Raw genomic sequence first — 25,828 nt, 5'->3', positions numbered from 1 at the left:
CCCGAAGGCCCACACCGCGGCCCCCGGGACCGGCCCGCCTGGCGAGGCGGTCAGCTCGCGTGGTCGTAGAACCGGCGTTCCACCACGGCGCGGGCGCGCCGCGTGGTGCGCCTATAGTCCTCCAGCATCTCGCCGACACGGCCCGGGCCGTAACCCAGGTAGCGGCCCACCGCGGCCAGTTCGCGGACGTCCGTCGGGAAGGTGTCGCCGGGGCGGCCGCGGACCAGCATGACGGCGTTGCGGACGCGGCTGGCCAGCACCCACGCCTCGTCCAGGGTCCGGGCGTCCTCGGTGGGGATCAGCCCGGCGGCGCGGGCGGCGGCCAGGGCCTCGCGGGTGCGGGTGGTGCGCAGACCGGGCTCTGCCCAGCCGTGGCGCATCTGGAGCAGCTGGACGGTCCACTCGACATCGCTGAGGCCGCCTCGGCCGAGCTTGGTGTGGGTGGTGGGGTCGACGCCGCGCGGCAGCCGCTCGGACTCCATGCGGGCCTTGAGCCGCCGGATCTCGCGGATCGCGTCCTCGCCCAGGCCCTGGCGCGGATAGCGCAGCGGATCGATCAGCTCGATGAAGCGCGCGCCGAGACCGGGGTCGCCCGCGACGGGTTCGGCGCGCAGCAGCGCCTGGCTCTCCCAGACCAGCGCCCAGCGACGGTAGTAGGCGGCGTACGATGCGAGGGTGCGCACCAGCGGACCGGACTTGCCTTCGGGGCGCAGGCCGGCGTCGATGAGCAGAGGCGGGTCGACGGCGGGGAGCTGGAGCAGCCGCCGCGTCTCGTTGGCCACGGCGAAGGCGGCGCGGGCGGCTTCCTGTTCGTCGGCTCCTTCGCGCGGCTCATGGACGAAGAGCACGTCCGCGTCCGAGCCGTAGCTGAGCTCGTGGCCGCCGAAGCGGCCGAGGCCGATGACGGCGAAGCGGGTGGGCGGCTCGTCGCCCCAGGTTGCGCGGACGGCGGCGCGCAGGGCGCCGGCGAGGGTCGCGGCGTTCAGATCGGAGAGGGCGTCGCCGACCATGTCGACCAGGGCCCCCGGACTCGCGGGCTCCTCGGTCAGCGACGTCCGACCCGAGGGACGGGCCGGGACGTGGGGCTCGCAGTCGCGCGGCGCGCCGGGCGCCCCGGCCGCGGGCCGCGCGCCGTGCGGGGCCCGCGCCGTCGGCGGGGTGGCCGAGGCACCGACGCCGGCCGCCGGCGGCCGGCTCACGGCCGACGGGCTCGCCCCGTTCACCAGCCGCGCGCTCTCGATCACATCCGCCGCCGCCGTACGGAACAGCTCGCGCTGCCGCACCCCGCGCGCCACCGCGACCGCCTGCTCGGCGCCGTCGGCGCGGCCCACCGCGGCCAGCACCTCCTGCTCCAGATGGGCTCTCCCGCGCGGGCGCAGCCGCTCCGGGTCGCCGAGCAGGGCGACCGCCTCGCGGGTACGCAGCAGCAGGTCCGGGGCGAGCCGCCCGGCGGAGAGCACCCGTGCCAGGTTCTCCGCGGCGGCCCCCTCGTCGCGCAGCAACCGCAGGTACCAGGGCGTCTTGCCCAGCGCGTCGGAGACCTTGCGGAAGCCGAGCAGCCCGGCGTCCGGGTCGGAGGAATCGGCGAACCAGTCCAGCAGTGCCGGCAGCAGCGTACGCTGAACGGCCGCTTTCCGGGTCGTCCCGGACGCCAGAGCCTCCAGGTGACGCAGGGCGGCGGCCGGGTCCGCGTAGCCCAGCGCCGCCAGCCGTCGGCCCGCCGCCTGCGAGCTCAACCGGGCCTCCCCCCGCCGCAGTTGTGCCACCGCGTCCAGCAGCGGCCGGTAGAACAGCCTCACGTGCAGCCGCCGCACCTCGCGCGCGTACCGGCGCCACGCCGCGACCAGCTCGCTCACCGGTTCGGTACGACGGTCGCAGTCGTAGACGGCGCCGAGCGACCGCCCCAGTCGCCGCAGATCCGCCTCGCCCTCCGGTACGAGAGGGGTGCGGCGCAGCCGGTGGAGCTGGACGCGGTGCTCCATCGAGCGCAGGAAGCGGTACGCCTCGTCCAGCGCGGCCGCGTCCGAACGGCCCACGTAGCCGCCCGCCGCCAGCGCCGCGAGCGCGTCCAGTGTGGTGCCGCCGCGCAGCGACTCGTCGGACCGGCCGTGCACCAACTGCAGTAATCGCACGGCGAACTCCACATCGCGCAGGCCCGCCGGGTCCGGCTCCAGCTCGCGTTCGCCCTCGGCGGCGGGGGTGTTCTCCCCCGCCCGGCGGCCCAGCTGCCGCACGTACGGCACGAGGTTCTCCCGCTCCACCGCCGGCCAGAGCATCGGCGTCAGCGCGTCCACGTACGCCTGCCCGAGCGCGCTGTCGCCCGCCACCGGCCGGGCCTCCAACAGTGCCTGGAACTCGCAGGCCCTGGCCCAGCGCTGGTAGTACGCCAGGTGGCCGGCGAGCGTCCGCACCAGCGGCCCGTCGGGCCCTCCCGGGCGGAGGCCGGCGTCGACCGGCCAGATGGTGCCCTCGGCCGTGACGTCCGAGCAGATCCGCATCAGCCGGGAGGCCAGCCGGGTGGCCGCCCGCACCGCCCTGGCCTCGTCCGTCCCGTCCACGGCCCCGGCGACGAAGACGACGTCCACGCCGGAGACGTAGTTCAGCTCGCGCCCGCCGTACTTGCCCATCCCGATCACCGCCAGCCGGCAGGCCGCGGCGTCCTCCGGCCGCTCCTCCGCCACGATCTCCAGCGCGGCCCGCAGCGTCGCCGTCGCCAGGTCCGCAAGTTCGGCGGCGGCCTGGGTGACATCGGTGGTGCCGCACACCTCGCGCGCGGCGATGGCCAGCAGTGCCCGGCGGTATGCCACCCGCAGCGCGTCCGGCCGCGGCAGCCCCGCCCCCGGCTCGCCCCGGCCCCCCTCCGCCAGTGCCTGTTCGAAGCGGGCGGTGGTCGGGGGCGGGTCCGCGGCCTCGTACGGCACCAGCGCCCGCCAGTGCCGCGGATGCCGGGCCAGATGGTCGCCCAGCGCCTCGGACGCCCCCAGCACCCCGAGCAGCCGGTCGCGCAGCGGCTCGGCGGCGATCAGGGTGTCCAGCAGCGCCTGCCGCGAGTCGGCTCGCTCCTTGTCGTTCCCGTCCTCCGGAGCCTCCGGAAGCGCCTCGACCAGCCGTACCAGCCCGCGCAACGCCAGATCGGGGTCCGCGGTCGCCCCGAGCCCGTCCAGCAGCACCGGATCGCCGCGCACTCCGGCCAACTCAGGCGCGTCCAGCAGCCGCTGGGCCGCCGAGGGGCTGGTGAAACCGTGCCGCAGCAGCTGGGTGACGCCACTCCTCCTGCGTCCCTGGGGTAGAGCCATGCGCGCCGCCTCCCTCCCTGGCCGACATTCCCGCGCTGCCATGTTCAGGGCCCGCTGACGAGCCCGAGCGAACGCCCCTGCGATGCCGACCGAGATAATCCTTGAAGATAATGGCCACTTACCGATATTCACGCCGCACTGGCCAGATCGCGTCGAGCCTTCATGGAATCCCCACGCTCCACCTTTGCCCGACCGGCAAAAGCGAAGCCGCCGACCACCTTGCAGCCTTCGACACCCCGACCCCTTGTTGATTTTGCGGCACGCATTTCACCGTTCCCCACATCAGGTGGAACGCCTGAATGTGGCGGCAAAAACGTAGGAGGCGCCGTCAATGCAGGTCAAGACGGAGGCAATAAAACGTTGAGCGATACAACGATGCACAAACCAGGGCAAAATGGATTCACCCGGTGCTGCATCCGCGAGGTTTTGGACAATGCCCTTTTTCGGGACTTCCCCCGTCCCCAGGCTCCGCCCCCGCGACCCTTTTGGTCAATATTCACCAACTGTTTATGCGCGTTTTAGTTTATGCCGGAACCGGCAGCCGGTTCCCATCCGGCCGCCCGCGCCGGTTCCCCTCGAGCAGTAAAGGAATTACCATCGCAGTAAAGGAATTGTCATCGCCGTGGCTGCGACGGCTCAGTTTCCACGGGACGCGGACCGACGGGCTGGCCGGAAAATGAGGTGCCTGACATGGCGCAATGTGAACGCGTCGGCCGGGAAGGCGAAGATGTCTCACCGATTCCCTGATGCGTCACCCGCCGGCGTGCGGGGCTGTCGCGGGTAGTTCCACAGTGATGCGGATACCGCCGGCGGAGCGCGGAGCAAGAGTGAGGGTTCCGTCGTGTGTGTGGGTGATGGTTTTGACGATGGCCAGGCCCAGGCCGACGCCTGCGTGGTCGGTGTGTACGCGTTCCGTGCCGCGCTGGAATGGTTCGGTGAGTGTCGAGGCGAGCTTTGGGGTGAGCTTCTCGCCGGTGTTTTCGACGGTGAGCACCACAGTCCTCGGGCGGACGCTGGTGTTGACCCACACCATGCCCTGTTCGGGCAGGTTGTGGATGATCGCGTTGTGTACGAGGTTCGTGGTCAGCTGCAGCAGGAGCGCTTGCGATCCGATCGTGGGCGCGATGTCGCCGCCGGTCTCGATGGTGACGCCGTGCCTTTCCGCGAGAGGGAGAAGCGTTTCGGTGGCCTCTTCCGCCATCAGGGACAGGTCGACGTGCTCCCGGGTGACCGACCGCCGCTCGGCGCGGCTGAGCAGGAGCAGTGCCTCGGTGAGGTCGATCGCTCGGGCGTTGACGGCGTGGAGGCGGTCGATGAGTTCGCCGGTGTCGCGGTTCGGATCGCTGCGGGCCACGTCGAGAAGTGCCTTCGAGGTCGCCAGCGGGGTACGCAGCTCGTGAGAGGCGTTGACCGCGAATCTCCGCTGTTCGGCGATGTGCGCTTCGAGCCGTGCGAGCATCGCGTCGAAGGCGTCGGCGAGTTCGCGGAACTCGTCATCACGGCCCGGCAGCCGGATTCGGTGGGCGAGCGATCCGTTCGTGGCCATGCGTGTGGCGTCGGTGATGCGGGTCAGGGGGGCGAGCATCCGGCCGGCGAGAATCCATCCTCCCACGAGACCGAACACCAGCAGGAAGACCAGCCCCGCGCCCGCGGTCGGTGCGAAGATGTGCAGGAAGTCGGAGCGCTTCAGCGGTCCATCAGGGCTTGCCCCCACGTCGGGCATGAAACGCAGCAGGGACACCCACACGGCTGCGAGCAGCAGTGCGCCGGCGAGTATGAGGAATCCGGCGTAGCTGAGCGTGAGCTTGAGGCGAACGCTCAATCCGGGCGCTCTATCCACGGTCTCCTCCCCCGCCTCCGGCCTCCGGTCGCGTGTCGATGCGGTAGCCGGCGCCCGGCACGGTGGCGATGATCCAGGGCTCGCCAAGACGCTTGCGCAGTGCCGAGACGGTGATGCGCACCGCGTTGGTGAACGGGTCGGCGTTCTCGTCCCACGCGCGTTCCAGGAGTCCTTCGGCGCTGACGACACCGCCTTCGGCCGCGACGAGCACTTCGAGCACCGCGAACTGCTTCCGGGTCAACGCGACGTAGTGGCCGTCCCGGTGGACCTCTCTGCGGAACGGATCCAGCCGCAGGCCCGCGATCTCCCGTACGGGCGGCCTGTTGTGGGCGCGCCTGCGGTCGAGTGCTCTGAGCCTGAGCGCGAGTTCCCGCAGTTCGAAAGGTTTCGTGAGGTAGTCGTCGGCCCCGAGTCCGAACCCGGTGGCCTTGTCGTCGAGACGGTCGGCCGCGGTGAGCATGAGGACCGGCATGCCGCTGCCCGAGGCGACGATGTGTCTGGCGATCTCGTCACCGGAGGGCCCGGGGATGTCGCGGTCGAGGACGGCGATGTCGTAGGTGTTGACGCCCAGCAGTTCCAGCGCGGTGTCGCCGTCACCCGCGATGTCGGCGGCGATCGCTTCCAGGCGCAGGCCATCGCGGATCGCCTCTGCCAGATAGGGCTCGTCCTCGACAATCAACACACGCATTCGGTCGACGATACAAGTCGGCACATATCGTCGGTGTATCGAAAACCTCATACGTGCCGGCAACACCGCACTGCCTTGACTGGCGGTATGGCTCACACCTCACCATCAGAACGAACAACGACCCGCCGGATTCGCCGGCTCCCCGGCGCCGGTCCCTGGCGCGCGGGCATCCGACGGGCGATCCGCGTCGGCACCCGGCCCGGGCCCTGGAAGCGCGGCCCGGTGCTCGCGGTGCCGGCGCTGCTGCTGGGCCTCTTCATGCTGCTGCACGCGAAGATCCCGAACCGGATCGGGAACCTCGGCAGCCTGGTGGAGACCTTCCTGCCGTGGTTCGGTCTGTTCATCCCGGTGCTGCTGGCCGGGGCGCTGTGGCGCCGCTCCGCCACCGCGGTGGCCGCCCTGCTGCTGCCGGTCATGGTGTGGCTGTCCCTCTTCGCCGGGCTGCTCGGCGACAAGTCCCACCGGGGCAGCGACCTCACCGTGGCCGGCCATAACGTCGGGGCCGACAACCCCGACCCGGCCGGCACCGCCCGCGACCTGATCGCCTCCGGGGCGGACGTGCTGGCCCTGCAGGAGCTGACCGAGCAGGCCAGGGGCACGTACGAGAAGGGGTTGGCGAAGGCGTACCCGTACCACGCGGTGCGGGGCACGGTCGGGCTGTGGAGCAGACTGCCGCTGTCGGACACCCGGCCGGTCGACACCAAGATGGACTACGGGCCGCTGGCGGACACCAAGCCGGCCGACGCCAAGATGGCCCACACCCGGGCGCTGCGCACCACGGTGGCCACGGACCGGGGTCCGCTGGCGGTGTATGTGGCCCACCTGGGGTCCGCACGGGTGACTCCACGGGCGGGTTTTTCGACAGCCCAGCGGGACAGGGGCGCGCAGGCGCTCGGCAGGGCCATCGCCGCCGAGCAGAACGAGCGGGTGGTGCTGCTCGCCGATCTGAACGGCACCACGGACGACCGCGCGTTCGCCGACATCACCTCGCGGCTGCGCTCGGCCCAGGAAGTGGCCGGGGACGGCTTCGGCTTCAGCTGGCCGGCGAGGTTCCCGGTGGTGCGGATCGACCAGATCCTGGTCAGAGGCATGGAGCCGGTGAACTCGTGGATGCTGCCGGCCACCGGCAGCGATCACCTGCCAGTGGCGGCCGGAATCAGCTGGTCGCGGACCAGATCTACGTGATCGACACGGTTCTGTCAGGTTTCCTCACCGGCGGAGTGGCCGTGCCCGCGGACCGGGTCCCCGACCCGGAACGCCGCGCGGAGCTGCTCGGCCAGGTGATCAAAGGGGCGGTCGAACCCTCCGTCGCACCGAGCGAGGTCACCCTGCGCGCCGCCGCCCAGGACGTTCTCGCCGTACTGGCGGCCGCCCAAGCCGCGACGACCGGAACCAGCCCTCGTCCCTAAGGGCGTGTTGCGACCGCCGGACGGCCTTTCACACCCCGGCGGGGTAGGGGAAGGACTGGAAATCGCTGTCGAGCCGGCGCACATCGCGCGGCAGCCAGCCAGCGGCCAGCCGCGCGACCGTGCCCGTCGGCAGGGGTGGGTTGACCGCGCGCAGGTCCGGACGCGCGACCGACTGCAAGGCCCAGGCGAAGGCGTTGAGCGAGGAGATGGCGGACCATCGTTCCCGGTCGACGCCGAGCAGAGTCATCGCGCGGATGTACACGTGCCAGACGTGATAGCCACGGGGCACCGCGCCGTTCATCGCGTGCACCTCCGACTTGACGTCCGCGCGCCGCGGATCGAACAGCACGCCTTGACCGAAGTAGGAGAACGCTCGCACGAGGCCGGAACCGTGCCGCGGGTAGTACCTGTCGAAGCACCCCAGCTGGGTGCGGGAGACGAGGGTCAGTGGTCCGACGAGCGGGCGGAAGCGCTCGACGAAATTGTGCGGATAGTCCGGATGCGCGCTCATCTCCCGCCAGATGCGCAGCGGGGCGCTCTCCACGTCTCCGCCGAGGTGTCCGGCGATCGCGGTGTACGCCTCCATCAGCTCCGGCGACGCCTTGAAGTTGGTGACGTCGTCGAACCGGTACCACATCTCGTTGGCCCTCCGGTCCCCGTGCATGCCGGGCACCTCGGGCAACTCGTCCCCGGGCCGCCGCTTCCCGGCGTGCGCCGGGACGGCCGAGGTGACGGTGGTACCGGTCGACAGGGCAGCGACCGCGGAGAAGCGAAGTGCTGTACGCCTGCTGATCTCGGGTGTGGGCATGAGTGTGCCTTTCGGTACGGCTGGGCGTGGGGCGTGCAAGGGGGTGTACGGGGTGTGCAGCGTCGCGGCGGACGGTGGGCGCGTACGACGGGTCAGGGCGCGGTGCCCGTCTCCCGGCGGTCGTCGGTGAACGGGAGCACGAAAGGCAGCAGTGGCAGCCGGTCGTCACGCAGTGTGGCCAGCGTGTGCAGGATGCCGGCGCTTCCGGTGCCGAAGTCCATGGAGAGCCGCATGAGTTGCTCGCCGGGGAAGGCGATCTCGCCCCGCAGAACCGTCATGTGGAGCCGCAGCCGGTCGTGTTGGGTCGCGATCGTCCCGCCGGACCCGCCGTCGCGCCCGCCGGGCCCGTCGTGCGCGCCGAATCCGGCGCGCCGGGCCTGCTGGAGGAACCCCAGCTGTCCGGCTGTGCCCGTGAAAAGGCCGGGGAACACGTGGAAGACGGGCAAGGCGGCCTTCAGCAGGCCGTTCATGGCCCGCAGCAGATCCGGGGGCCGCCGGTGCCTCAACAGGGCGAGCAGGGCCAGACCGATCCCCGCCGAGCCGGTCGCGATGTACGGCATCATGCGGCGTCCTTCGTCGACCTGCAGGGCTCCGGTGCCGGGGACGAGTACGCATCGTTCCAGATCCAGCCGCACGGCGCGCTCGGCGAGGTCGAGGTACTCCTGGGCGTGATCGTCGGTCTCCTCGTACAGCCGCGTGAACATCAGCGCGAGTCCCGAGGCTCCGTGGAGGAGCCCCGCCCGGCGGGCCGAACCGCCGCGGCCGGCGGTCTCCGTGGAAAGCGGGACACCGGTCAGCCTGTCCGCGATCCGGTGCGCGGCGGTGACGGCTTCGGCACGCAGCCCGCGGTCGCCCAGCCGGCGGGCGAAGTGGAGCCGGTTGAGGACCACACCGGCCTGTCCCGTTCCCAGGTCGTCCCCGACGACGACACCGTCCCGGAGAGGGGCCTCGGCACGATCCAGAACCTCCAGGGCGGCATCGCGGTCACCGATCGCCTCGAAGGCGTACGCGATGCCGTGCAGCCCGTCGTAGAACCCGCGCCGCGGCGCGGCCCGCGGCCGACGGACGGCGTCGAGCAGCCAGGCCTCGTACTCCTCGCGGCGGCCGTGGCCGGCCCGGGCCATCGCGTACAGCACACCCGCTGCCCCGTATCCGAACCCGAGGCCGCCGAGGACGAACTGTTCGACATCCCCGGGGAAGAGCCGGTCGTCCCGCCGCGGCGTGGCGCTGTTCCACACGGCGCGGGCCACCGAGGCCTCGATCGCGGGCCAGTCGGCGGTGGCGGCGTCCCCGAGGTCGCCGATCGGAGTGCCGTCGGCCGCCGGCCGGCCCGGCGCGCCGGCCCCGCCGGGCCGGTGCGGCGCCAGCAGCTCCAGGGTCTCGGAGGCCCAGTGCTCGGAGACCGGAAACCGGGACGTCACGAACCGGAGGTGGGCCGCCGCGCGACTCGGATCGAGGGGCAGCACGGCGGTGAGCGGGAGGAACGCCGACAGCCGCAGGCAGCCGAGCGCATACCGGTCGGCGAGGACGCCGCCCCTGGGGGTGGGCGGGGCGAAGCCGGGCGCGCCGGTGCGGATGTCCTGGGGGTCGTCGGAGCGGACGGCCATTTCGAAGTCGAGCAGCCGGATGCCACCGTCCGGGGTGACAACGATGTTCCCGGGGTGAAGGTCCCCGAAGGCGAATCCCTTCGCGTGCAGCGCGCGGACAGCGGTTCCGATCTTGTCCAGGACGTTCGTGGCCCACACGGTGTACTCGGCGAATGCCCGGTCACCGGCCTCGGGAGTGTGCAGGGGCGTGCGCCGGGCCACTTCTCTGTGGAATCCCACGCCTTCGGCATGGGAGAGAACCAGGAAGTGGTGTTCCCACAGCTGGAACGAGTCGACGCAGTCGACGACCTCCTCGACGTCCGCCAGTTCCCTCAGCACGTCGCGCTCGTGGCGGAGGCGCTGGACGGCGTCCCGGCCGCGCTGGTCGAGCCCGGCGTGGGGGCGGGCCTCTTTGAGAACCACCTTCTGCCCGGTCCGCCGGTCCGTGGCGAGATAGACTCCGCCGCCGTTGGAGAAGTGCAGGGCGGAGTCGATCGTGTAGGGAAGTCGCGGCGGCGCTTCGTGCCGCGTCCGCTCCCGCAGCGCGGCTGCGAGGAACGCGGGCGGCCGCACCCATTCGGGCAACCGGAAAACCGGGGAACGGGTGTCGGCCACCAGCCGGCCGTCCGGTGTCTCGATCGCCGGTTCCGGCGCGTTCAGGACGCCGTGAACGTACCGTTCGGCGAACCCTCCGTACCGAAGGTGGAGCGGGCCGTCGGCCCAGCGCAGGTCCGACAGGATGTGTGGCCCGCCGAGCCCCTTGAGCCGGGGGTCGAGGTCGGTGAGAAGTGCGTGGAGCTGCGCGTCGGACACCGGGTACACGGTGATGAACTTTCCGCTGCCGCCGCGGTCCGCGTATTTGTGGTTCCGGCCGCGGAGTTCGGTTTCACCGGCCAGGAACTTGAACGGTATCCTCCGCTCGACGCAGTAGGCGAAGGTGCGGTCGAGCAGGAGCTGGGCGGTTTCGGGGCGGGCCGACACGTGCACCTTCCAGCCCTGCGGAGGAAGCCGCGCGTCCCGCGGGGCCAGACGTACCCAGGGGCCGTGGATGCCGGAGGTCCAGCCGGCGGGCGGCTCCTGCCCGGCCTGGAGGTAGTACCCGTGTCCGTCCGGACGTCTTCGTGGCTCGTCGTAGAAGGGGCTGTCGGCCTGGCAGTACCGGACGTAGTGGAGCTTCACTTCACCTTCCTCCCGGAACGAAGGCCCGCGGCAGCCGGGGGATCGTCCCGGGGCCCGGTGGCACCATGGTCCACCGGGCCCCGGGATCCACACGATTCCGGCTCAGTCCGTCCCGCGGCTCATTCCGCTCCGCGAGCCGGCTCCTGGACGGGCTCCCAACCGCAGAAGATGGTCGAGAAATCGCTGATCATCAGGTGTTCGCTCGCCACTTCCTCGGCGCTGGTGATGCCTTGCAGATCAAGGACGAACTGCACGGTTCCAACCTCCTTTTTCGGGGCGTCGACCGGGAAACATTGCGATACATCTTTTCCCTGCGGTCAAGCACCGTCAATCCCGCAACTCCCCGGCTGTCTTGAATACATGGTTTCCGGAGGCGGATTCGAGCGAGTGATGAGCTGTTCGGCCCGGATGGCGTGAACGCGTTTCCGGAAGGCGTACAAACGTTTGTCGCCGATCCGGTGTAGCCCCCTGTTTGTGCCACGGCAACCGCTCACCGTGGCGCGGGTGGGCGGCGGCCCCGGAGACCGCCGCCCATGTCCGGGGAGCGTCAGGGGTTTTCGATGGTGATGAAGGGGTCCCACTGGAAGTACCCCTTCAATTGCCGATGGCGGTCCAGGATCTGGAAGTAGAAGTGGTACACGACCTTGCCCGTCTTCTTGACCGTCGCCCGCCAGTAGTGATCCTGGTAGTTCTGCGTCACGAAGTCGGGCCTGCCCTCCGCCCCTTCCTTCGGAATCGGGTAGATCCCGTCGATCACCTCGATCTCCGGCGTCCTGATCAGCGTGTGGTCGGTGTCGCTGCTCACGTACTTGTAGAGCAACGCCTTGTAGTCGCTGCTGAGCGACAGCGTCGTCTCCCGCCACCTGATGCTGTCCCCGGGCTCGGCACGGAGGTTCAACTCGGCCCCCGATGTACCGATGATGTGGTCGTGGCGCGTCGTCATGTAGATCAGACCGTGGTCGACCTGCGTCGGCGCGGCCGGGTTCCTCGACGCGTTGGGATACTGCTCGACGATCGTGGCCGCGTCGAACGCGATCAGTACGTTGAGATCAGCCATTTTCTTCCCCCTTCGATTATGGGAATTCCTGGCACGGGCACGCCGCCCCGGCGTGCCCCTTCTCCGCCCTCCGGTCCGGCAGGACCGTCGCGCCGACGCGGAGGACCACCCTCGCACCGGCGCGGAGCAGCACCGTCACTCCACCGCTGAGGACTTTCGCACCTTGTACGCCATCGCTCGCGGGTAGTCGTGCCGGTGCAGGCGGACACGGACGAGCAGCGGTCCCGCGTTGACCGGGTCGTCCGGATCGGTGAGGCGGGCCAGCAGGTCGTCCAGCTCGGTGGGGTGCGCGATGCTGATGCCGGTCGCCGGGGTCCTCCTGCCGGCGAAGACGGCCGCGAGGCGGTCGTAGTGCCACGGGTGGAGGACGTTGTAGAAGTCCGCGCCGTCCGAGTCCGCGGAGCCCGGATCGGCGGAGCCCGGATCGGCGTAGTAGGACGGGTGAACCAGCATCTGCTCGATGCCGTAGAAGTGTCCGTTGTCCATGACGAACACCACCGACCGCAGGCCGAGCCGGGTGTGGGTGGAGATCTCCTGACAGGTCTCCTGGAAGGCGCCGTCGCCGACGAACACCATCGGCCGGGCGTGCCCGCGCTCGGGGGCGAGACCGGCGCCGGTGGCCGCACCGACCGACCAGCCGATGGACAGCCAGCTGATCTGGGACAGGAACCCGCCGGCGGGCAGGGACAGGTTCATCGAGCCGATGAGGGAGAACGCGGCGTCGGAGACCACCGTCCAGTCCTGCCGGGTCTCGTGGCCCAGGAAGTGGTTGATCCGGTCGAAGACGCCGTCATAGGTGAGCCGTTCGGCGTGCCTGGACCGAGAGCCGCTGGTGCGGAGCGAGGCACGGTGGTGCTCCAGGCCGGCGGGGCGGTCGCGGGGGGCTCCGTGGTAAGCGTGGGCCTCGGCGTAGTAGTCGGCCGCCAGTCCCCCGGAGCCGTAGGCCTTCACCAGCGCGTCCTGGAGGGCGGGCAGCAGCTGTTCGAGCTGTACGTCGGGGAAGTAGCGGGTGCCGACGCTGACGCCGCCGTTCGCGGCCATCACCCAGTCGCCGCCGATGTATCGATCGCCGCCGAGGTTCTTCGACGTGGACCAGGCGCCGAGCCCGATCCGGCAGGTGGCCCAGTCCTTGAAGATCCAGTGCACGTCCGGGTGGCTGGCCGCGCCGTTGTACACGCCGTGGAACTGCGGCAGGTCCTCGTCGACGACGGCCTTGGCACCGACGGTGGTGCAGAACGGCACTCCGGTGGCCGCCACCAGGTCGGTGAGCTGTCCGCCGAGACGGAACCGGTCGACCTCCTCACCGGCCCACACGATCGGGCGTGGGCGGCCGTCCGGGCCCGGATGCTCATCGATCAGGGTGAGGATCGCGTCGACGGCGCGGTCCAGCATGGGCCGGTTGCGCGCGCTGAACGGCCGCTCGCGGCGGCGGATGGGCTCCGCGGGCTCGGAGCAGGGCTCGTCCCACAGGTCCTCCATGACCTCCAGGTAGACCGGCCTGCGCTCGGAGAGGCAGGCGGTGAGCGCGGCGTCGATCTGGCCGGGGGCGAGCCCCGGGTTGGAGATGACCTGGGCGTCCACGGTGACCTGCCGGTAGACGTCGAGGTTGCTCTCGGAGCGAGGGCTCATGTGCGACGTGAGCATGCCGATGGCGCGGTAGTTCTGCCACTGCTCGTAGGGCGGGGACGCGTTGACGGCGACGAGCGGGATCTGCTCGACGTAGGCCCCACCACAGGCGTTGAGCAGGTTGAACGCGCCGACACTGTAGGTGACGGCGGCCGCGCCGATGCCGTGGACACGGGCGTAGGCGTCGGCGGCCTGACCCGCGCCGCCCTCGGTGGGAGTACCGACCCACTCGATGTCGCCCTCGGCCCGCAGGGTGGTCAGGAAGGGGCCGAGGTGGTTGCCGGGAACGCCGAACAGGTGGGTGATGCCCAGCTCGGCCAGACGCAGGGCGAGGTAGCGGGCGACCGTGCAGTCGGAGGTGATCACGGTCACGAGCGGTCCTCCTTGCTCGGACCCGGGGTGGTGACCGGCGGTGCCTTGTGGACGGCGACGGCCGCGCGGACGGCGCTCTCCAGAGCGCCCTCGATCCACGCGTGCTTGAGGGATGTGTGCTCCCCTGCGAAGTGCACGGGCCCTTCCGGCCGGGAGGCGTCCAGGTGGAAGCTGGTCATCTGGTGCGGCGTGTAGATGGCGGCCTCGCCGAAGGCGTACGGGTCGCGGGCCCAGCTCTTGGTGGCGCCCCGCCCGGTGAAGAACACCTCGATACGGCGGCCGTGCAGGGCCTGGAGGTTGCGCAGGGCGTAGACGTAGCGCTCGGCGTCCCGCATGGAGTCCCAGCGCGCGGCGTCGTCGGACCAGCTGTACGAGGCGAGCACCACGCCGCCGGTGCTGCCCTCGACCCGGTGCGAGGGGTAGTACATGAACCGGTTGGGGTTGTCGGTGGCGGAGCCCCCTCCGAAGCAGTGGGTGGCGGGGCGGACGGCGGGGCCGCGCAGCGGCAGGCTGCCGCCCAGCTGCCGCATCTCCTCGGAGACGCTGCTGTCCTTGACCGCTGCGCCGAGCAGGCCGGCCCCGGGCTCGGGAAGCGTCGGGACGGATTCGGTGTCCGCCTCGTCGCTCAGCCGGTAGTACTCGTGGAGACCCGGAGCGATGCTCTCGAGTTCGTCGCGCCAGTCGTCCTCGGTGAACTCCCACCACCGGCGGCTGAACTCCAGCAACACCTTGGTGGCCTGGTCGTAGTGCGTCTCGATGATGGCGCGGCGCTTCTTGTACGACATCGAGGGGACGATCTCCACGAAGCGCAGGGCGGAGAACGGGATGGTGACGACCGCCAGGTCCGCGGTCCACAGGCGCGGCGCGGCCCCCGGGTCGTTCTCGGCGACGGTCTGCACGGCCACGCCCCATCCGTCGGGTCCGACGGCGTCGGTGCCCTCGGGGTCGGTGTCGCGGCTGGGATCGTGGTACTCGAGGCGGATCATGCGGTGGCCGAGCCGCACCTCGTCGAGCAGGCCCTGGTGGAGTGCGTGCGGCAGGCGCCAGCTGCCGCCGGGTATCTCCCAGTAGCGGACGGCGGGATTGATGTCACTGCGGCTCAGGAAGGAGTGGAAGAAGGAGAGGTACAGCCGTGAGGACATGTTCTCGATGGTTCCGACGGCCTCGACCGCCTCGTCGCTGAGCCCGGCGTGGTCGCGCAGGAAGCCACCCATCGAGTAGCCGTCGAAGTCGCGGATCACCCGGGCCCAGCCCTCGACCCACTCGTCGAACGGCTTGTTGACGCGCTTCCCGTCGACGACGTCGGAGTAGTAGTCGCGCACGCTCTCCAGTGCGTCGTCGACCATCTTCACGACCGGGGCGCGGACCTCGTCGTCGGTGAGGTGGAAGCCCTCGTTGATCCGTTCGGGAGTGGTGGCGTAGTCGGCACGGCGCACCTGGACACGGTTGGTGCGGATCCAGGAGTTGCCGAGCTTGTCGGGTTCCCGGAAGTCGGGGCTGTCGTCACCGTAGGTCCACGTCCGGCCGGTGAAGGAGGTGTAGGTCACCGGGGGGACCGGGGTCTCGGGGCCGCTGCCGGTGGAGGGGTCCACGTCCACGTTGTAGAACTGGCGGCGACCGAGCCCGAGCTTGTCGACGAGGGCGAGGACGAGCGGGTGGAAGTCGGGCAGCCGCATGGCGCCGGCCTCGGCGTACTGGGCGTGGTCGTCGAAGGGCTGGTGGTGCTTGGTGGCACGGAAGGTCTTGACGCGTCCGCCGACACGGCTCTCGTTGGCCTCCAGGACGGTGACGTCGTGACCGGCGTCCTTGAGCAGGCGGGCGGCGACGAGGCCGGTGACACCGGCGCCGATCACGAGGACCTTCTTGCGCGGATGCCGGGTGGGGCCGAGATGGCCGGTGTCGATCAGGGTGTGGAGATAGTCGAGTTTGAGGTCCTTGCCGTCCGGCCCCACGAGGAGGAGTTCTCGGGCGAGCTTGAGACATGTCTGCCAGCGCGCACGGGTGGCGGAGTTGTCCCGCGGAGTGTCGGTCATAGCTCGGAATCGTAGATATGGAAAAACAATTCCCCGCTTCCCCCGGGAGACAAAGTCCTGAAAACGTCGACCGCATCGCTTGACGCGTTTGTGGCTTGCTCACCCCGGCCCTTATTTCCCGCTTGCGGAAACCGGAGATTCGCCAGGGGCGGAAGAGAAAGGCGGCGAAGCAGAATCAGCGATTCACGCACGGAATGCGGAATTCCTTGAGCGTTGACGGTGGCGGTCTCGCCAGCCGGTCGGGCCGGTGAGGGTGCGAGGTCGGCGGCCCCCGTCCAGCCGCGGTCGTCCCACCGCGTGACGGCCTCGGTTCGAGCCTCACGCGTGGGACGCGGGCACACGAACGACCACGACCGGTACCGTCGCCGGCCGTGCGGGCGGGGCGTCGTAGCGGGCTTCGCCGGGCCCGGACGAGCACACCGGTCCGCTCCGGAGCACGACCGGCGGGTTGCCGGCTCCGTCGGCGGCCGGGCGGGGCGAAGCCGTTACGGACGTGACTTCCGGGGGCGGCGGTGCGACTCGTCCGATGTGCGGCCGGGGTACGGATCCCAGCCAACCGAGACAGACGGTGCGACCGCGCTCACCGGGTGGCCGACCGAGCCGGACTCGCCGAGCCGGCGACCATCGCCCGGCTGGCCACCGCCGGCCGACGCCTGCCCCCGTGGAGCGACTCCGCCGCCGGCCTGGAGCGGCTCGCGCGCCAGTTCCCCGTACTCGCCCTCTCCAACGCAGGCCGTACCGACCTGCTGCGCCTGAGCGCACATGCGGGGCTGCGCTGGCACCAGGCCCTGTCCGCCGAAGCCGTGTCGGCCTACAAGCCGGCACCGGAGGTCTACCGGCTCGCCGTCGACACCGCAGGATGTCCGCCCGAACGCGTGCTGATGGTGGCCGCCCACGCCTGGGACCTGCGCGGAGCTCGGGCGAGGGGCATGCGAACCGCCTACGTCCACCGGCCGTTCGGGGATCCGCCCACGAGCACCGATGCCTTCGACCTGCGGTTCGGCGGACTGGATGAGCTGGTCACCGCGCTGACGGCGAGGTGACCAGGACCGACCCGCGCTCCCCCGCGTCGGCATCAGGCCGTACGACCGCTGATCACGGCGGACGACACCGTCCCACGATCCCGGCGAAGCCGCGAACGGGGCCCGCGCCGTTGTCACGCCGGGCCGGTGAACGTCGTGCGCGTGTGCCCGTAGCCGCGTGGCCGAGCCTTCTCTACCGTCGTGCCAGGCCGTAGCCGCCGTCGACGGTGAGAACCTCACCCGTGACGAAGCGGGCTTCCTCGCCGACGAGCATCGCGATCGCCCTGGCCACGTCCTCCGGTTCCGCGACCCGCCCCAGAGGTGTGTTCGTCATCAGCCGCCGCTGGAACTCCCACGGCATATGCGCACTGCTCTCGGTGCGCACATAGCCCGGTGCCACGACGTTGACGTTGATACCGAGCGGGCCGGCCTCGTGGGCGACGAAGCGCGCGAAGGTGTTCAGGGCGGCCTTGGCGGTACCGTGGGCAGCCATGCCCGGGGCGGGCGGACCGTCTGCCGCGGCGCTCGAGACGTACACGATGCGGCCCCGCCCCCGGGCACCCATGAGCGCCAGCGCGTGCTGGGTGAGGGTGTAGACGGAAGCCAGCTCGTTCGTCACCTTCGTCCTGAAATCGTCCCAGGCGAGGGTCCGCACGGGGGTGGGAGTGAAGCGGGCACCGGCGTTGCAGACGAGGACGTCCAGGCGTCCGTCGGTCGCGGAGCGCTTCAGCAGTTCGGCCGACTGGCCGGGGTCGTGCACGTCCGCCCGCACGGCGAAGGCTTCGCCGCCGTCGGTCTCGATGAGCTTGACCACCTGGTCGGCCGCCTCACGGTTGGAGACGTAGTTGACGGCTACGTGGTATCCGCGAGCCGCGAGTACCCGCGCGGTGGCCGCGCCGATCCCGCGGCTGCCGCCGGTCACCAGGGCTGTCGGCTTCGTCGTGGACTTCATGTGTCCTCCGTGTCGGCGGAACGCCGTGTCTCCCACGCTTCCGTCGGAGCACCGCGCACCGCGGACTGCTCACCCATTACCACTCCACCAGACGCCGCCGCCCGCCCTTCGGACGGACGGCGCTCGTTTCACAACACGTCCTAATACGGCCGGGCCCGCTTGGCGAAAGCCGGTGCCAGCTGATCCTGCGAGGCTCGGGGGAAGGCGACCGTGTTCGGGTCACCGTCCGAGACGTACCAGTTCTTGCCGGTGGCGAGCTTGTCCAGCCACCGCGACGAACCGAACTCGGCGTCCGCGTCCTTGGGCCCCGCGGAGCGGATCCGCGGGATCGCGTCGGGCGCGAAGGACTTGGCGAACGGCGAGACCGAGGGGTTGGACCCCACGAGGTACACCCCTCCGTAGCGATAGCCGGTCCCCCGCGCGGCGACCGCGGCCGGCTGGGGCATGGCCCCGAAGGGCAGGGCGAGGGACGTGACCCGGGTGCCGGGCACGGCCTTCTCGATCGCCTGCTGCCCGGCGGCGATGGCCCGCACGGCGCCCGCCTGGTCCAGGGAGCGCAGGTTCTGGTGGCGGTCGGTGTGGTTCCCGACCTCGTGGCCGTGGCTCGTCAGCCAGGCGAGCGCCTTGGCGGAACCGGTGGCGGAGAAGGCGTCCGCGTTGACGAAGAAGGTCGCCACCGGCTTGAACGCGGGGTACTTCTTGGCCGTGTTCATCAGGATGGCGACGGCCGTGTCCGGCGCCGGGGCGCCGTCCTGGCCGAGTCGTACCTGGCTGTTGGTCGAGTCGTCGAAGGTGAGGACCACCGGGTGCGTACCGGCCGGAATATCGATGCGGCCCGTCTGGAAGTCCCGGGCGGTGACCGGCACGTAATTCTCCCGGGCGAGGCGCTCCAGCTCCGCTCGGAAATCGGCCGGGGTGCGGTCGTAGACACTGGCCGGTTTCTCGGTGAGCTGGTGGTACATCAGCACGGGCACCTGGCCGAGCTCGTTCGCGCCGACCTCTTCCGGGGCCTTCGCGGCGGCGGGGCTGGCCGCCGCCGGTGACGCGGCCGCCTCACCACCGGTCGACGAGGCTCCCGGGGAGCAGCCCGAGGCGAGCAGGACAGCGCCCGCTAGGGCGCAGAACGGGACGAGAGAGTGGCGCATGTGTGACCCCTCCAAAGCGAGCGTGTCGCCATCCCTACCGGCCGCGGGAGCCCCCGTACCGCCCCCTCCCCTGTATGGCCCAGTCACCACATCGGGGTCCGCACGCGGCCGTTCGCATGAAATCCGGTCAGAAACAGGAGGACCGGTGCACCGGCGCGGCATCCATGGAGGGACCCACCGGCCTCAGCACGAAGGGCATCGTGATGTTCAGCAGAAAAATACCGTATTCCGCCTCCTCCTACGGTTCCCGCCGTCCGGCCCTCCCGCGCGCACTGACAGTGTCGGCCGGGGCACTCGCACTGGTCGGAGCAGGCGTCGGAGCATGGGCCTTCTTCACTTCTGGCCCGGGCGTACAGGGTCTCACCGACGGCGCCGTCCTCGACGCGCGCAAGGCGGCGCATGTCAGCGCCTATCTCGACGCCGCCGCGGCCGGCGGTAAGGACAAGGTGCGTGCCACCCTCGACGGCGCGGTGCTCCCCGTCAGAGCCGAGGGCGCCCGTCTGAAACTCAGCCTCCCGCCTCTGGCCGAGGGCCGGCACACCCTGGTGGTGGAGGGCGACAGCAGTCTGCCCTTCGCCTCGTACCGGGAGGTCGTGGGCTTCTCCGTGGACACCACCGCTCCGGCTCTGTCGCTGGCCGATCCCGAGGTCAAGAACGTCGCCGCCGCGGCGAACACCACCGGCAAGGCGCCCACCGGCGCCAAGGTGACCATCACCGGCAAGGCGTCCACCGACGCCAAGGTGAGCGTCGACGGCAAAGAGGTCTCCGTCGACGAGGCCGGGGCCTTCAAGGCCACGGTCCCCCAGGGCACACCGCTCGTCACGGTCACCGCCGTGGACCGGGCCGGAAACACCACCACCAAGACGGTGTCCGCCCGGGGCCGGCGCCCCATGATCCGCGCCGCGCACATCACCGCCATCGGCTGGGGCGACAACACACTGCGCGGCAACATCCTGGCCCTCGTCCGCAGCGGCAAGCTCAACGCCGTGGAACTGGACATCAAGGACGAGGACGGCGAGGTCGGGTACGCCTCCCAGGTACCGCTGGCCCGTCAGATCGGCGCGGCCAAGGGCTACTACGACGCCCGCAAGGCCGTGGCGGAGATCCACGCCGCCGGCGCCCAGGTCATCGGGCGCATCGTCGCCTTCCGCGATCCCGTGCTCGCCTCGGCGTCCTGGAAGTCCGGCAAGCGCAACCAGGTCGTACAGACCCCCGACGGACAGCCCTACAACGGCGGCCACTACGGAAAGCTGTCCTTCACCAACTTCGCCGACCCGGCGGTCCGCAAGTACAACCAGGACCTCGCCGTCGAAGCGGCTGGTCTCGGCTTCGACGACATCCTCTACGACTATGTGCGCCGCCCCGACGGCCCGCTGTCGAAGATGCGCTTCCCGGGCATCGGGTCCGCCACGCCCGAGCAGTCCATCACCTCGTTCGTCGCCGACACGCGGACCGCGCTGCGCTCGCAGCCCACGTACCTCGGCGTCTCGGTCTTCGGTATAGCCGCCACCCGGCCCACCGAGATCGCTCAGGACATCGGGGCCCTGGCCAAGGTCAGCGACTACATCGCACCGATGGTCTACCCGTCCCACTGGGGGCCCGGGGAGTACGGCGTCTCCAACCCCGACACCGCACCGTACGCGATCGTGCAACGCTCGCTGAAGGACTTCGCCCGCCACGTGAAGGGCACTCAGACCGAGGTGATTCCCTGGCTCCAGGACTTCTCGATGGGCAGCCACTACGGGCCGGCCCAGGTGGCCGATCAGATCAAGGCAGCGGCGGACAACAAGATGAACTCCTTCATCCTCTGGAACGCCGGAGCCCGTTACCAGGGGGCGGCGCTCCAGCAGATCACCGCGCGCTGACGCGAGGTGACCGGTCGAACGCGGGGTCGGCGTACAACGCGCGCGGTGCGCGTTGTACGCCGACCCCGCTTGTTCGCGCTCCCGTGTTCCGGCCGGGAGACGATGAGGAAAATGAACCTGGCGGCGCATCGCGACGCTCATGAAGACCAGTGAGGTCCTGTGGTCGAGGGCACCGAGACCCGCGGACGTGGCCGTCAAGGGCTCCGGGCGCTCTCCGAGCCGGTTCTCGTAGGAGTTGGTGATCCGCTTGCCGCCGGCGCCCCGCCCGCGGCCGGCTCGCTCCGGCGTGGACGGCGCACTGGGGAGTGAACACGCCGTGGCGACGTACCGTTTGGACTCCGCGCGCCCTACCGGCGGTCAGGCGCCGCGGGAATGATGAGCGCACCCCAAGTGATCGAGGCGACTCCGCGCACCTGCCCTTACGGCAGATGGACATGCGGTGGAAGGAGTCCACGTTGTTGCTTCTCATCTCCCCGGACGGCGTCGAGGAAGCCCTCGACTGCGCGAAGGCGGCGGAACACCTTGACATCGTCGATGTCAAGAAGCCCGACGAGGGCTCGCTCGGCGCGAACTTCCCGTGGGTCATCAGGGAGATTCGCGAAGCGGTCCCGGCCGGCAAACCGGTGTCCGCCACGGTGGGAGACGTACCGTACAAGCCCGGCACGGTGGCCCAGGCGGCGCTCGGCGCGGTTGTCTCCGGTGCCACGTACATCAAGGTCGGTCTCTACGGATGCACGACGCCCGACCAGGCCGTCGACGTCATGCGAGGGGTTGTCCGGGCGGTGAAGGACCATCGGCCGGACGCGTTCGTCGTCGCCTCGGGCTACGCCGACGCCTACCGGATCGGCTGCGTCAACCCCCTCGCACTGCCGGACATCGCCCGCCGCTCCGGCTCCGACGCGGCCATGCTCGACACCGCGGTCAAGGACGGGACGCGGCTCTTCGACCACCTACCGCCGGACGTCTGCGCGGAGTTCGTGCGGCTGGCCCACGAGCGCGATCTGCTCGCCGCTCTCGCCGGCAGCGTCAAGGCGGGGGACCTCGGCGACCTGACCCGCATCGGCACGGACATCGTGGGGGTGCGCGGGGCCGTCTGCGAGGGGGGCGACCGCGATACCGGAAGGATTCAGCCGGAGTTGGTGGCCGCCTTCCGGGCGGAAATGGACCGGCAGACCCGGCAACACGCGGCCGCCGTCGCCGGGAGCTGACTGCCGGCATGCCGACACGTCAGCCCCGCCGCGCCCCGGGTACCCGCGACGGGCGCTTCGCCGTCCTCGACCCGGCTACGGGCGAGGCGTTCGACGAGGCGCCCGACCAGCGGCCGGACGAGTTGGACGCCGTCGTCGCGCGGGCCCACAAGGCCTGGCGCGGCTGGCGGGCCGACCCCGTCGCCCGTACGAGCGCGTTGCTCGCGGCGGCCGACGCGGTGGACGCGGCGGGGGCCGACCTCGCTCCGCTGCTCACCCGTGAACAGGGCAAGCCCCTGGCCGAGTCGTACGCGGAGATCGCCCGCACGACGGCCCGCCTGCGCTACTTCGCCGAGCCTGTCCCCGGGCCCCAGCCGATCACGGACGGTCGGCCGGTACGCAGCGAGATCCGCTGGCGCTCGCTCGGGCCCGTCGCCGCGATCGTCCCATGGAACTTTCCCCTCCAACTCGCGTCGGCGAAGTTCGCGCCGGCGCTCGCCGCGGGCAACACGGTGTTGCTCAAACCTTCCCCGTTCACGCCTCTCGCCACACGACTGCTGGTGTCCGTCGTCTCCGACGCCCTCCCCCCGGACGTGCTGACCATCGTCACCGGTCGCGAACCCCTCGGCGCGCACCTCGCGTCCCATCCGGGGATACGCCACGTGACCTTCACCGGTTCCGTCACCACCGGGCGGGCCGTCGCTCGGGGGGCGGCGGCCTCGCTCGCCCGGGTCACCCTCGAACTGGGCGGTAACGACGCCGCCATCCTGCTGGAGGACGTAGATCCGGAGCGGATCGCGGACCGGCTTTTCTGGGCGGCGTTCCGTAACTGCGGGCAGGTCTGCATGGCAGTCAAGCGCGTCTACGCCCCGGTCCGGCTCTGCTCCCAGGTGGTCGAGGCCCTCGCGCAGCGTGCGAAAACCACCGTCGTCGGAGCGGGGCTCGAGCCGGGTTCGCAGTTGGGGCCGGTCAACAACGCCCCGCAACTGGCCCGGGTGGAGCGCTGTACGGCCCAGGCCCTGGCGGACGGCGCCCGAGCCGTGACCGGTGGCCGTCGGCTGGACCGTCCGGGCTACTTCTTCGCCCCGACGATCCTGGCCGATGTCCCCTACGACAGTCCGGTGGTGACGGAGGAGCAATTCGGTCCGGTCCTGCCGGTGCTGCCGTACAGGAACATCGACGAGGCCGTCGAGGCGGCCAACGACACCGGATTCGGGCTGGGCGGTTCGGTGTGGGGAACCGACCTCGACCGGGCCGAGGCGGTGGCGGACCGGCTGGAGTGCGGGACCGCGTGGATCAACCACCATGCCGAACTGTCCCTCGCCCAGCCTTTCGCGGGCATCAAGGAGAGCGGAGTCGGCGTGGCGGGCGGGCCGTGGGGGCTCTACGGAAACCTGAGGCCGTTCGTCGTGCACCGCCCGGAGGAGGAGCGGCCATGAGGTTCGACGCGGCTGTCCTTCGCTCGTACGAGAGCCGGTTCACCGTCGAGGAGGTGATCTTGAAGGCGGGGCCGGCCGAGGGGGAGATCCTGGTGAGGATCGCAGGCTGCGGAATGTGCCGGACCGATCTCGCGGTCCGGCGTTCGGCGGGCCGTTCCCCGCTGCCGGCGGTGCTCGGCCATGAGGGGGCCGGGATCGTGGCGGAGACGGGCGGCCCGGACACCGGCCTGAGCGTCGGCGACCATGTCGTGCTGAGCTTCGACTCCTGCGGGCGCTGCCGGAACTGCCTTGGCGCGGCTCCCGCCTACTGTGACTCCTTCGCCTCGCTCAACCTTTTCGGAGGCCGCCGGGAGAACGCGGCGCGGTTCACCGACGCGGCCGGGGGCGAACTGGCCCCCCGGTGGTTCGGCCAGTCCGCGTTCGCAGAGTACGCGATGGTCCCCGCCCGCAACGCGGTCCGGGTCAGCCCCTCGCTTCCCGTCGAACTGCTCGGGCCGCTCGGCTGCGGATTCCTCACCGGCGCCGGAACGATCTGGAACAGCTTCGGCGTCGGCCCCGGCGACACCGTCGCGGTCTTCGGCGCGGGAGCGGTGGGGCTGGCCGCGTTGATGGCGGCCACCGCCGCGGGCGCGGTGACCGTGGCCGTGGACCGCCACCCCGAACGGCTGGCCCTGGCCGAGCGGTTCCATGCCGTCCCCCTGCACGCCGCATCGGCCGGCCTGCCCGACCGCATCCGGCGGCTGACCGACGGCGGCGCGCGGTACGCGCTGGACACCACGGGCTCCGCCCAGCTGATCAACGACGCGCTCCGGGCCCTGCGCCCGACCGGCCACCTCGGCCTGGTGGCACGGCTCCACACAGCGCTGCCGCTCGAACCGGGGACGCTGGACGGGGGCCGGAGGATCTCCCACATCTGCGAGGGGGACGCCGTGCCAGGGTTGTTGATTCCGCGGCTGACCGGACTGTGGCAGGCCGGTCTGTTCCCTTTCGACCAGTTGATCCGTACGTATCCGCTCGCCGACATCAACGAGGCCGAACGCGACTGCGATGCGGGCCGCGTGGTCAAACCCGTCCTGGTCCCGGAAAGGACGAGCCGATGAGCGACGCTTTCAAACGCCGCTGCGCCGCTGCGACGTTGTGCTACCGATCACCGCATTGCCGCGTCAGCAGAATGACGGCCGTGGCTTGTTCGCGAACACCCATCGATTGCCGGCCAGCGCATCATTCGGCTCGGGCAGCGGTCCACGTCCGTGCCGACGGGTGAAGTCGAAGGGCGTGTGGACCGATGTGTCCCATCCCTTGCCCATCAGGTCCCCCGCGGAGTCGGGCCGCGACTCGCCGTCGAACAGCGTGAGCAGATCGATGCCGATCTGCTGGTTGGTCGAGGTGTAGAGCGGACTGTCCCGATAGGCGAGCAGGTCTTTTTCGAGCTTGACCTCGAACGCCAGAGCACTCCCTTCCGCGCTCAACCGGTGCACCGTGTCGATGAGGGACGTCTCGACTGCGTTGGGGAGGTAGAAGAGCAACCCCTCGGCCAGCCAGACGCTCGGTGCCGCCGGGTCGAAGCCGGCGTCGGCCAGCGCTCCGTCCCAGTCGGCGCGCAGATCGACCGGAATCGGTAAGCGCCTCGTCCTGGGGGTGGCAGACAGCCCGTCGAGCACCTCCTGCTTGAACCCGAGCACGCCCTCCCTGTCGATTTCGAAGACCACACAGCCGGGAGGCCAGTCCAGTCGGAACGCCCGGGCGTCCAACCCGGCCCCGAGCAGCACGACTTGGCGCGCGCCCGCGCGCACCGACCGGAGGAGGAAGTCGTCGAGGACCCTCGTCCGCAGACCGAAATAACGCGCGAAACGCCCCCACAACGGGTTCGCGTCCCCGTCCGGAGCCTCTTGCAAGCGGACGGGCCAGCCCGCGGACGCCGGTGCGGCACGCACGAAGTGTTCCGCGTAGACATCCCTTGCCAGGCTGTCGCCGCGGTGGGTCTCGATCGCCCGTGCTGCGGCGACGAGCAGAGCGGTGAGGCCGACACCCCCGTCCACGCCTTCCACACCGGTGTTCGGATACGCTGTGCCGACCATGTGTTCTCCGTAGGTTCTCGGGTGGCCCGGCAGGGCCGGGCCTGTCTCGCTGGAGGGCACCGAAAAGGAACAGGGAAACGATCAACCACCACGTTCCCCGCCCGAATCCGGTAAGCGGAACACCCCGCAGCGTCCTCACTATCCAGCCGACGCCTGTCCCCTACCCGACGAGGCCAACAGGGTTCACCCGAACGGGGTATGCTGCCCAGCTCTTGGGCCGTGAGCGCGGGCATGCCGTCGGCTGAC

18 protein-coding genes and 1 pseudogene are annotated in these 25,828 nt (G+C 70.7%); 7 read left to right on the top strand and 12 right to left on the bottom strand.

All coding sequences use genetic code 11. The features are described from left to right. Positions 1 to 50 precede the first annotated feature (50 nt). The 3 genes from IG02_RS0130450 to IG02_RS0130440 form a co-directional block, all read right to left on the bottom strand. Positions 51 to 3,296, bottom strand: a complete 3,246-nt coding sequence (locus tag IG02_RS0130450; protein ID WP_030755055.1) for a bifunctional [glutamine synthetase] adenylyltransferase/[glutamine synthetase]-adenylyl-L-tyrosine phosphorylase — start codon at positions 3,294 to 3,296, stop codon at positions 51 to 53. 751 nt (positions 3,297 to 4,047) lie between these two features. Next, entirely contained in the window at positions 4,048 to 5,136 is a 1,089-nt protein-coding gene (locus IG02_RS0130445) for a sensor histidine kinase (RefSeq protein ID WP_030755053.1), read from the bottom strand. Continuing rightward, positions 5,129 to 5,824, bottom strand: coding sequence for a response regulator transcription factor (locus tag IG02_RS0130440; RefSeq protein ID WP_030755051.1), 696 nt, complete (start codon positions 5,822 to 5,824; stop codon positions 5,129 to 5,131). Before IG02_RS0130440 ends, IG02_RS0130445 begins: the two co-directional genes overlap by 8 nt. An 87-nt stretch (positions 5,825 to 5,911) precedes the next feature. On the opposite strand from IG02_RS0130440, the gene IG02_RS0130435 reads away from it, so the two are divergent. Beyond that, a complete protein-coding gene (locus IG02_RS0130435; RefSeq protein WP_078854959.1) occupies positions 5,912 to 7,009 on the top strand; it encodes an endonuclease/exonuclease/phosphatase family protein in 1,098 nt (365 codons plus the stop codon). After that, positions 7,006 to 7,233: a hypothetical protein gene (locus IG02_RS0130430; RefSeq protein WP_030755046.1), complete on the top strand. Its 228-nt coding sequence runs from the start codon at positions 7,006 to 7,008 to the stop codon at positions 7,231 to 7,233. The genes IG02_RS0130435 and IG02_RS0130430 overlap by 4 nt, the downstream gene beginning before the upstream one ends. A gap of 28 nt (positions 7,234 to 7,261) precedes the next feature. Here the strand turns inward: IG02_RS0130430 and IG02_RS0130425 are convergent, their stop codons facing one another. The 6 genes from IG02_RS0130425 to IG02_RS0130395 form a co-directional block, all read right to left on the bottom strand. Beyond that, on the bottom strand, positions 7,262 to 8,041 hold the full coding sequence (locus IG02_RS0130425; protein WP_030755044.1) for a hypothetical protein: 780 nt from the start codon (positions 8,039 to 8,041) through the stop codon (positions 7,262 to 7,264). Positions 8,042 to 8,133: 92 nt separating this feature from the next. After that, the gene (gene lanKC / locus IG02_RS0130420) at positions 8,134 to 10,806 is read right to left on the bottom strand and encodes a class III lanthionine synthetase LanKC (protein WP_051765903.1); all 2,673 of its coding nucleotides are present in this window, start codon (positions 10,804 to 10,806) and stop codon (positions 8,134 to 8,136) included. Positions 10,807 to 10,925: 119 nt separating this feature from the next. Beyond that, the gene (locus tag IG02_RS43550; RefSeq protein ID WP_267958548.1) at positions 10,926 to 11,060 is read right to left on the bottom strand and encodes a hypothetical protein; all 135 of its coding nucleotides are present in this window, start codon (positions 11,058 to 11,060) and stop codon (positions 10,926 to 10,928) included. A 293-nt stretch (positions 11,061 to 11,353) separates the two neighbouring features. After that, a complete protein-coding gene (locus tag IG02_RS0130410) occupies positions 11,354 to 11,863 on the bottom strand; it encodes an inclusion body family protein (protein ID WP_030755032.1) in 510 nt (169 codons plus the stop codon). A 135-nt stretch (positions 11,864 to 11,998) separates the two neighbouring features. Beyond that, complete coding sequence (locus IG02_RS0130400) at positions 11,999 to 13,861, bottom strand: thiamine pyrophosphate-binding protein (protein ID WP_030755029.1); 1,863 nt, start codon at positions 13,859 to 13,861, stop codon at positions 11,999 to 12,001. Then, a complete protein-coding gene (locus tag IG02_RS0130395) occupies positions 13,858 to 15,894 on the bottom strand; it encodes a flavin monoamine oxidase family protein (protein WP_030755027.1) in 2,037 nt (678 codons plus the stop codon). The genes IG02_RS0130400 and IG02_RS0130395 overlap by 4 nt, the downstream gene beginning before the upstream one ends. A 572-nt stretch (positions 15,895 to 16,466) precedes the next feature. Between IG02_RS0130395 and IG02_RS0130390 the strand changes: the two are divergent. After that, positions 16,467 to 16,937 (top strand): annotated as a pseudogene (locus IG02_RS0130390) (haloacid dehalogenase type II); the annotation flags it as partial. A 172-nt stretch (positions 16,938 to 17,109) separates the two neighbouring features. On the opposite strand, the gene IG02_RS0130385 reads toward IG02_RS0130390, so the two are convergent. Together IG02_RS0130385 and IG02_RS0130380 are read right to left on the bottom strand one after the other, a co-directional pair. Beyond that, entirely contained in the window at positions 17,110 to 17,868 is a 759-nt protein-coding gene (locus IG02_RS0130385) for an SDR family oxidoreductase (RefSeq protein WP_030755021.1), read from the bottom strand. A gap of 140 nt (positions 17,869 to 18,008) precedes the next feature. Continuing rightward, positions 18,009 to 19,013 carry a polysaccharide deacetylase family protein gene (locus tag IG02_RS0130380; protein WP_030755019.1) on the bottom strand — a complete coding sequence of 335 codons (1,005 nt, stop codon included), beginning with the start codon at positions 19,011 to 19,013 and terminating at the stop codon, positions 18,009 to 18,011. Positions 19,014 to 19,177: 164 nt separating this feature from the next. On the opposite strand from IG02_RS0130380, the gene IG02_RS0130375 reads away from it, so the two are divergent. From IG02_RS0130375 to IG02_RS0130360, 4 genes are all read left to right on the top strand, one after another. Further along, the gene (locus IG02_RS0130375; protein ID WP_234314969.1) at positions 19,178 to 20,878 is read left to right on the top strand and encodes a putative glycoside hydrolase; all 1,701 of its coding nucleotides are present in this window, start codon (positions 19,178 to 19,180) and stop codon (positions 20,876 to 20,878) included. 434 nt (positions 20,879 to 21,312) lie between these two features. After that, positions 21,313 to 22,086 carry a (5-formylfuran-3-yl)methyl phosphate synthase gene (locus tag IG02_RS0130370; protein WP_037804739.1) on the top strand — a complete coding sequence of 258 codons (774 nt, stop codon included), beginning with the start codon at positions 21,313 to 21,315 and terminating at the stop codon, positions 22,084 to 22,086. A gap of 8 nt (positions 22,087 to 22,094) precedes the next feature. Next, positions 22,095 to 23,504, top strand: coding sequence for an aldehyde dehydrogenase family protein (locus tag IG02_RS0130365; RefSeq protein WP_030755005.1), 1,410 nt, complete (start codon positions 22,095 to 22,097; stop codon positions 23,502 to 23,504). After that, positions 23,501 to 24,604, top strand: a complete 1,104-nt coding sequence (locus IG02_RS0130360; protein ID WP_030755003.1) for an NAD(P)-dependent alcohol dehydrogenase — start codon at positions 23,501 to 23,503, stop codon at positions 24,602 to 24,604. The genes IG02_RS0130365 and IG02_RS0130360 overlap by 4 nt, the downstream gene beginning before the upstream one ends. Positions 24,605 to 24,667: 63 nt before the next feature. Here the strand turns inward: IG02_RS0130360 and IG02_RS0130355 are convergent, their stop codons facing one another. After that, positions 24,668 to 25,582 carry a class I SAM-dependent methyltransferase gene (locus IG02_RS0130355; protein ID WP_030755001.1) on the bottom strand — a complete coding sequence of 305 codons (915 nt, stop codon included), beginning with the start codon at positions 25,580 to 25,582 and terminating at the stop codon, positions 24,668 to 24,670. Positions 25,583 to 25,828: the final 246 nt, after the last annotated feature.

Source organism: Streptomyces sp. NRRL F-5135 (genome assembly GCF_000719775.1).
Lineage (GTDB): Bacteria > Actinomycetota > Actinomycetes > Streptomycetales > Streptomycetaceae > Streptomyces > Streptomyces hebeiensis.
The sequence above is the reverse complement of the archived record's forward strand: the minus strand, read 5'-3'. Positions and strand labels throughout refer to the sequence as shown.

Excerpts from the sequence above, each read along its gene's own strand:
- IG02_RS0130450 (WP_030755055.1), bottom strand. The coding sequence starts at position 3,296 with ATGGCTCTACCCCAGGGACGCAGGAGGAGTGGCGTCACCCAGCTGCTG.
- IG02_RS0130440 (WP_030755051.1), bottom strand. The coding sequence starts at position 5,824 with ATGCGTGTGTTGATTGTCGAGGACGAGCCCTATCTGGCAGAGGCGATC.
- IG02_RS0130435 (WP_078854959.1), top strand. The coding sequence starts at position 5,912 with ATGGCTCACACCTCACCATCAGAACGAACAACGACCCGCCGGATTCGC.
- IG02_RS0130425 (WP_030755044.1), bottom strand. The coding sequence starts at position 8,041 with ATGCCCACACCCGAGATCAGCAGGCGTACAGCACTTCGCTTCTCCGCG.
- IG02_RS0130410 (WP_030755032.1), bottom strand. The coding sequence starts at position 11,863 with ATGGCTGATCTCAACGTACTGATCGCGTTCGACGCGGCCACGATCGTC.
- IG02_RS0130395 (WP_030755027.1), bottom strand. The coding sequence starts at position 15,894 with ATGACCGACACTCCGCGGGACAACTCCGCCACCCGTGCGCGCTGGCAG.
- IG02_RS0130385 (WP_030755021.1), bottom strand. The coding sequence starts at position 17,868 with ATGAAGTCCACGACGAAGCCGACAGCCCTGGTGACCGGCGGCAGCCGC.
- IG02_RS0130380 (WP_030755019.1), bottom strand. The coding sequence starts at position 19,013 with ATGCGCCACTCTCTCGTCCCGTTCTGCGCCCTAGCGGGCGCTGTCCTG.
- IG02_RS0130375 (WP_234314969.1), top strand. The coding sequence starts at position 19,178 with ATGGAGGGACCCACCGGCCTCAGCACGAAGGGCATCGTGATGTTCAGC.
- IG02_RS0130370 (WP_037804739.1), top strand. The coding sequence starts at position 21,313 with ATGCGGTGGAAGGAGTCCACGTTGTTGCTTCTCATCTCCCCGGACGGC.
- IG02_RS0130365 (WP_030755005.1), top strand. The coding sequence starts at position 22,095 with ATGCCGACACGTCAGCCCCGCCGCGCCCCGGGTACCCGCGACGGGCGC.
- IG02_RS0130360 (WP_030755003.1), top strand. The coding sequence starts at position 23,501 with ATGAGGTTCGACGCGGCTGTCCTTCGCTCGTACGAGAGCCGGTTCACC.
- IG02_RS0130355 (WP_030755001.1), bottom strand. The coding sequence starts at position 25,582 with ATGGTCGGCACAGCGTATCCGAACACCGGTGTGGAAGGCGTGGACGGG.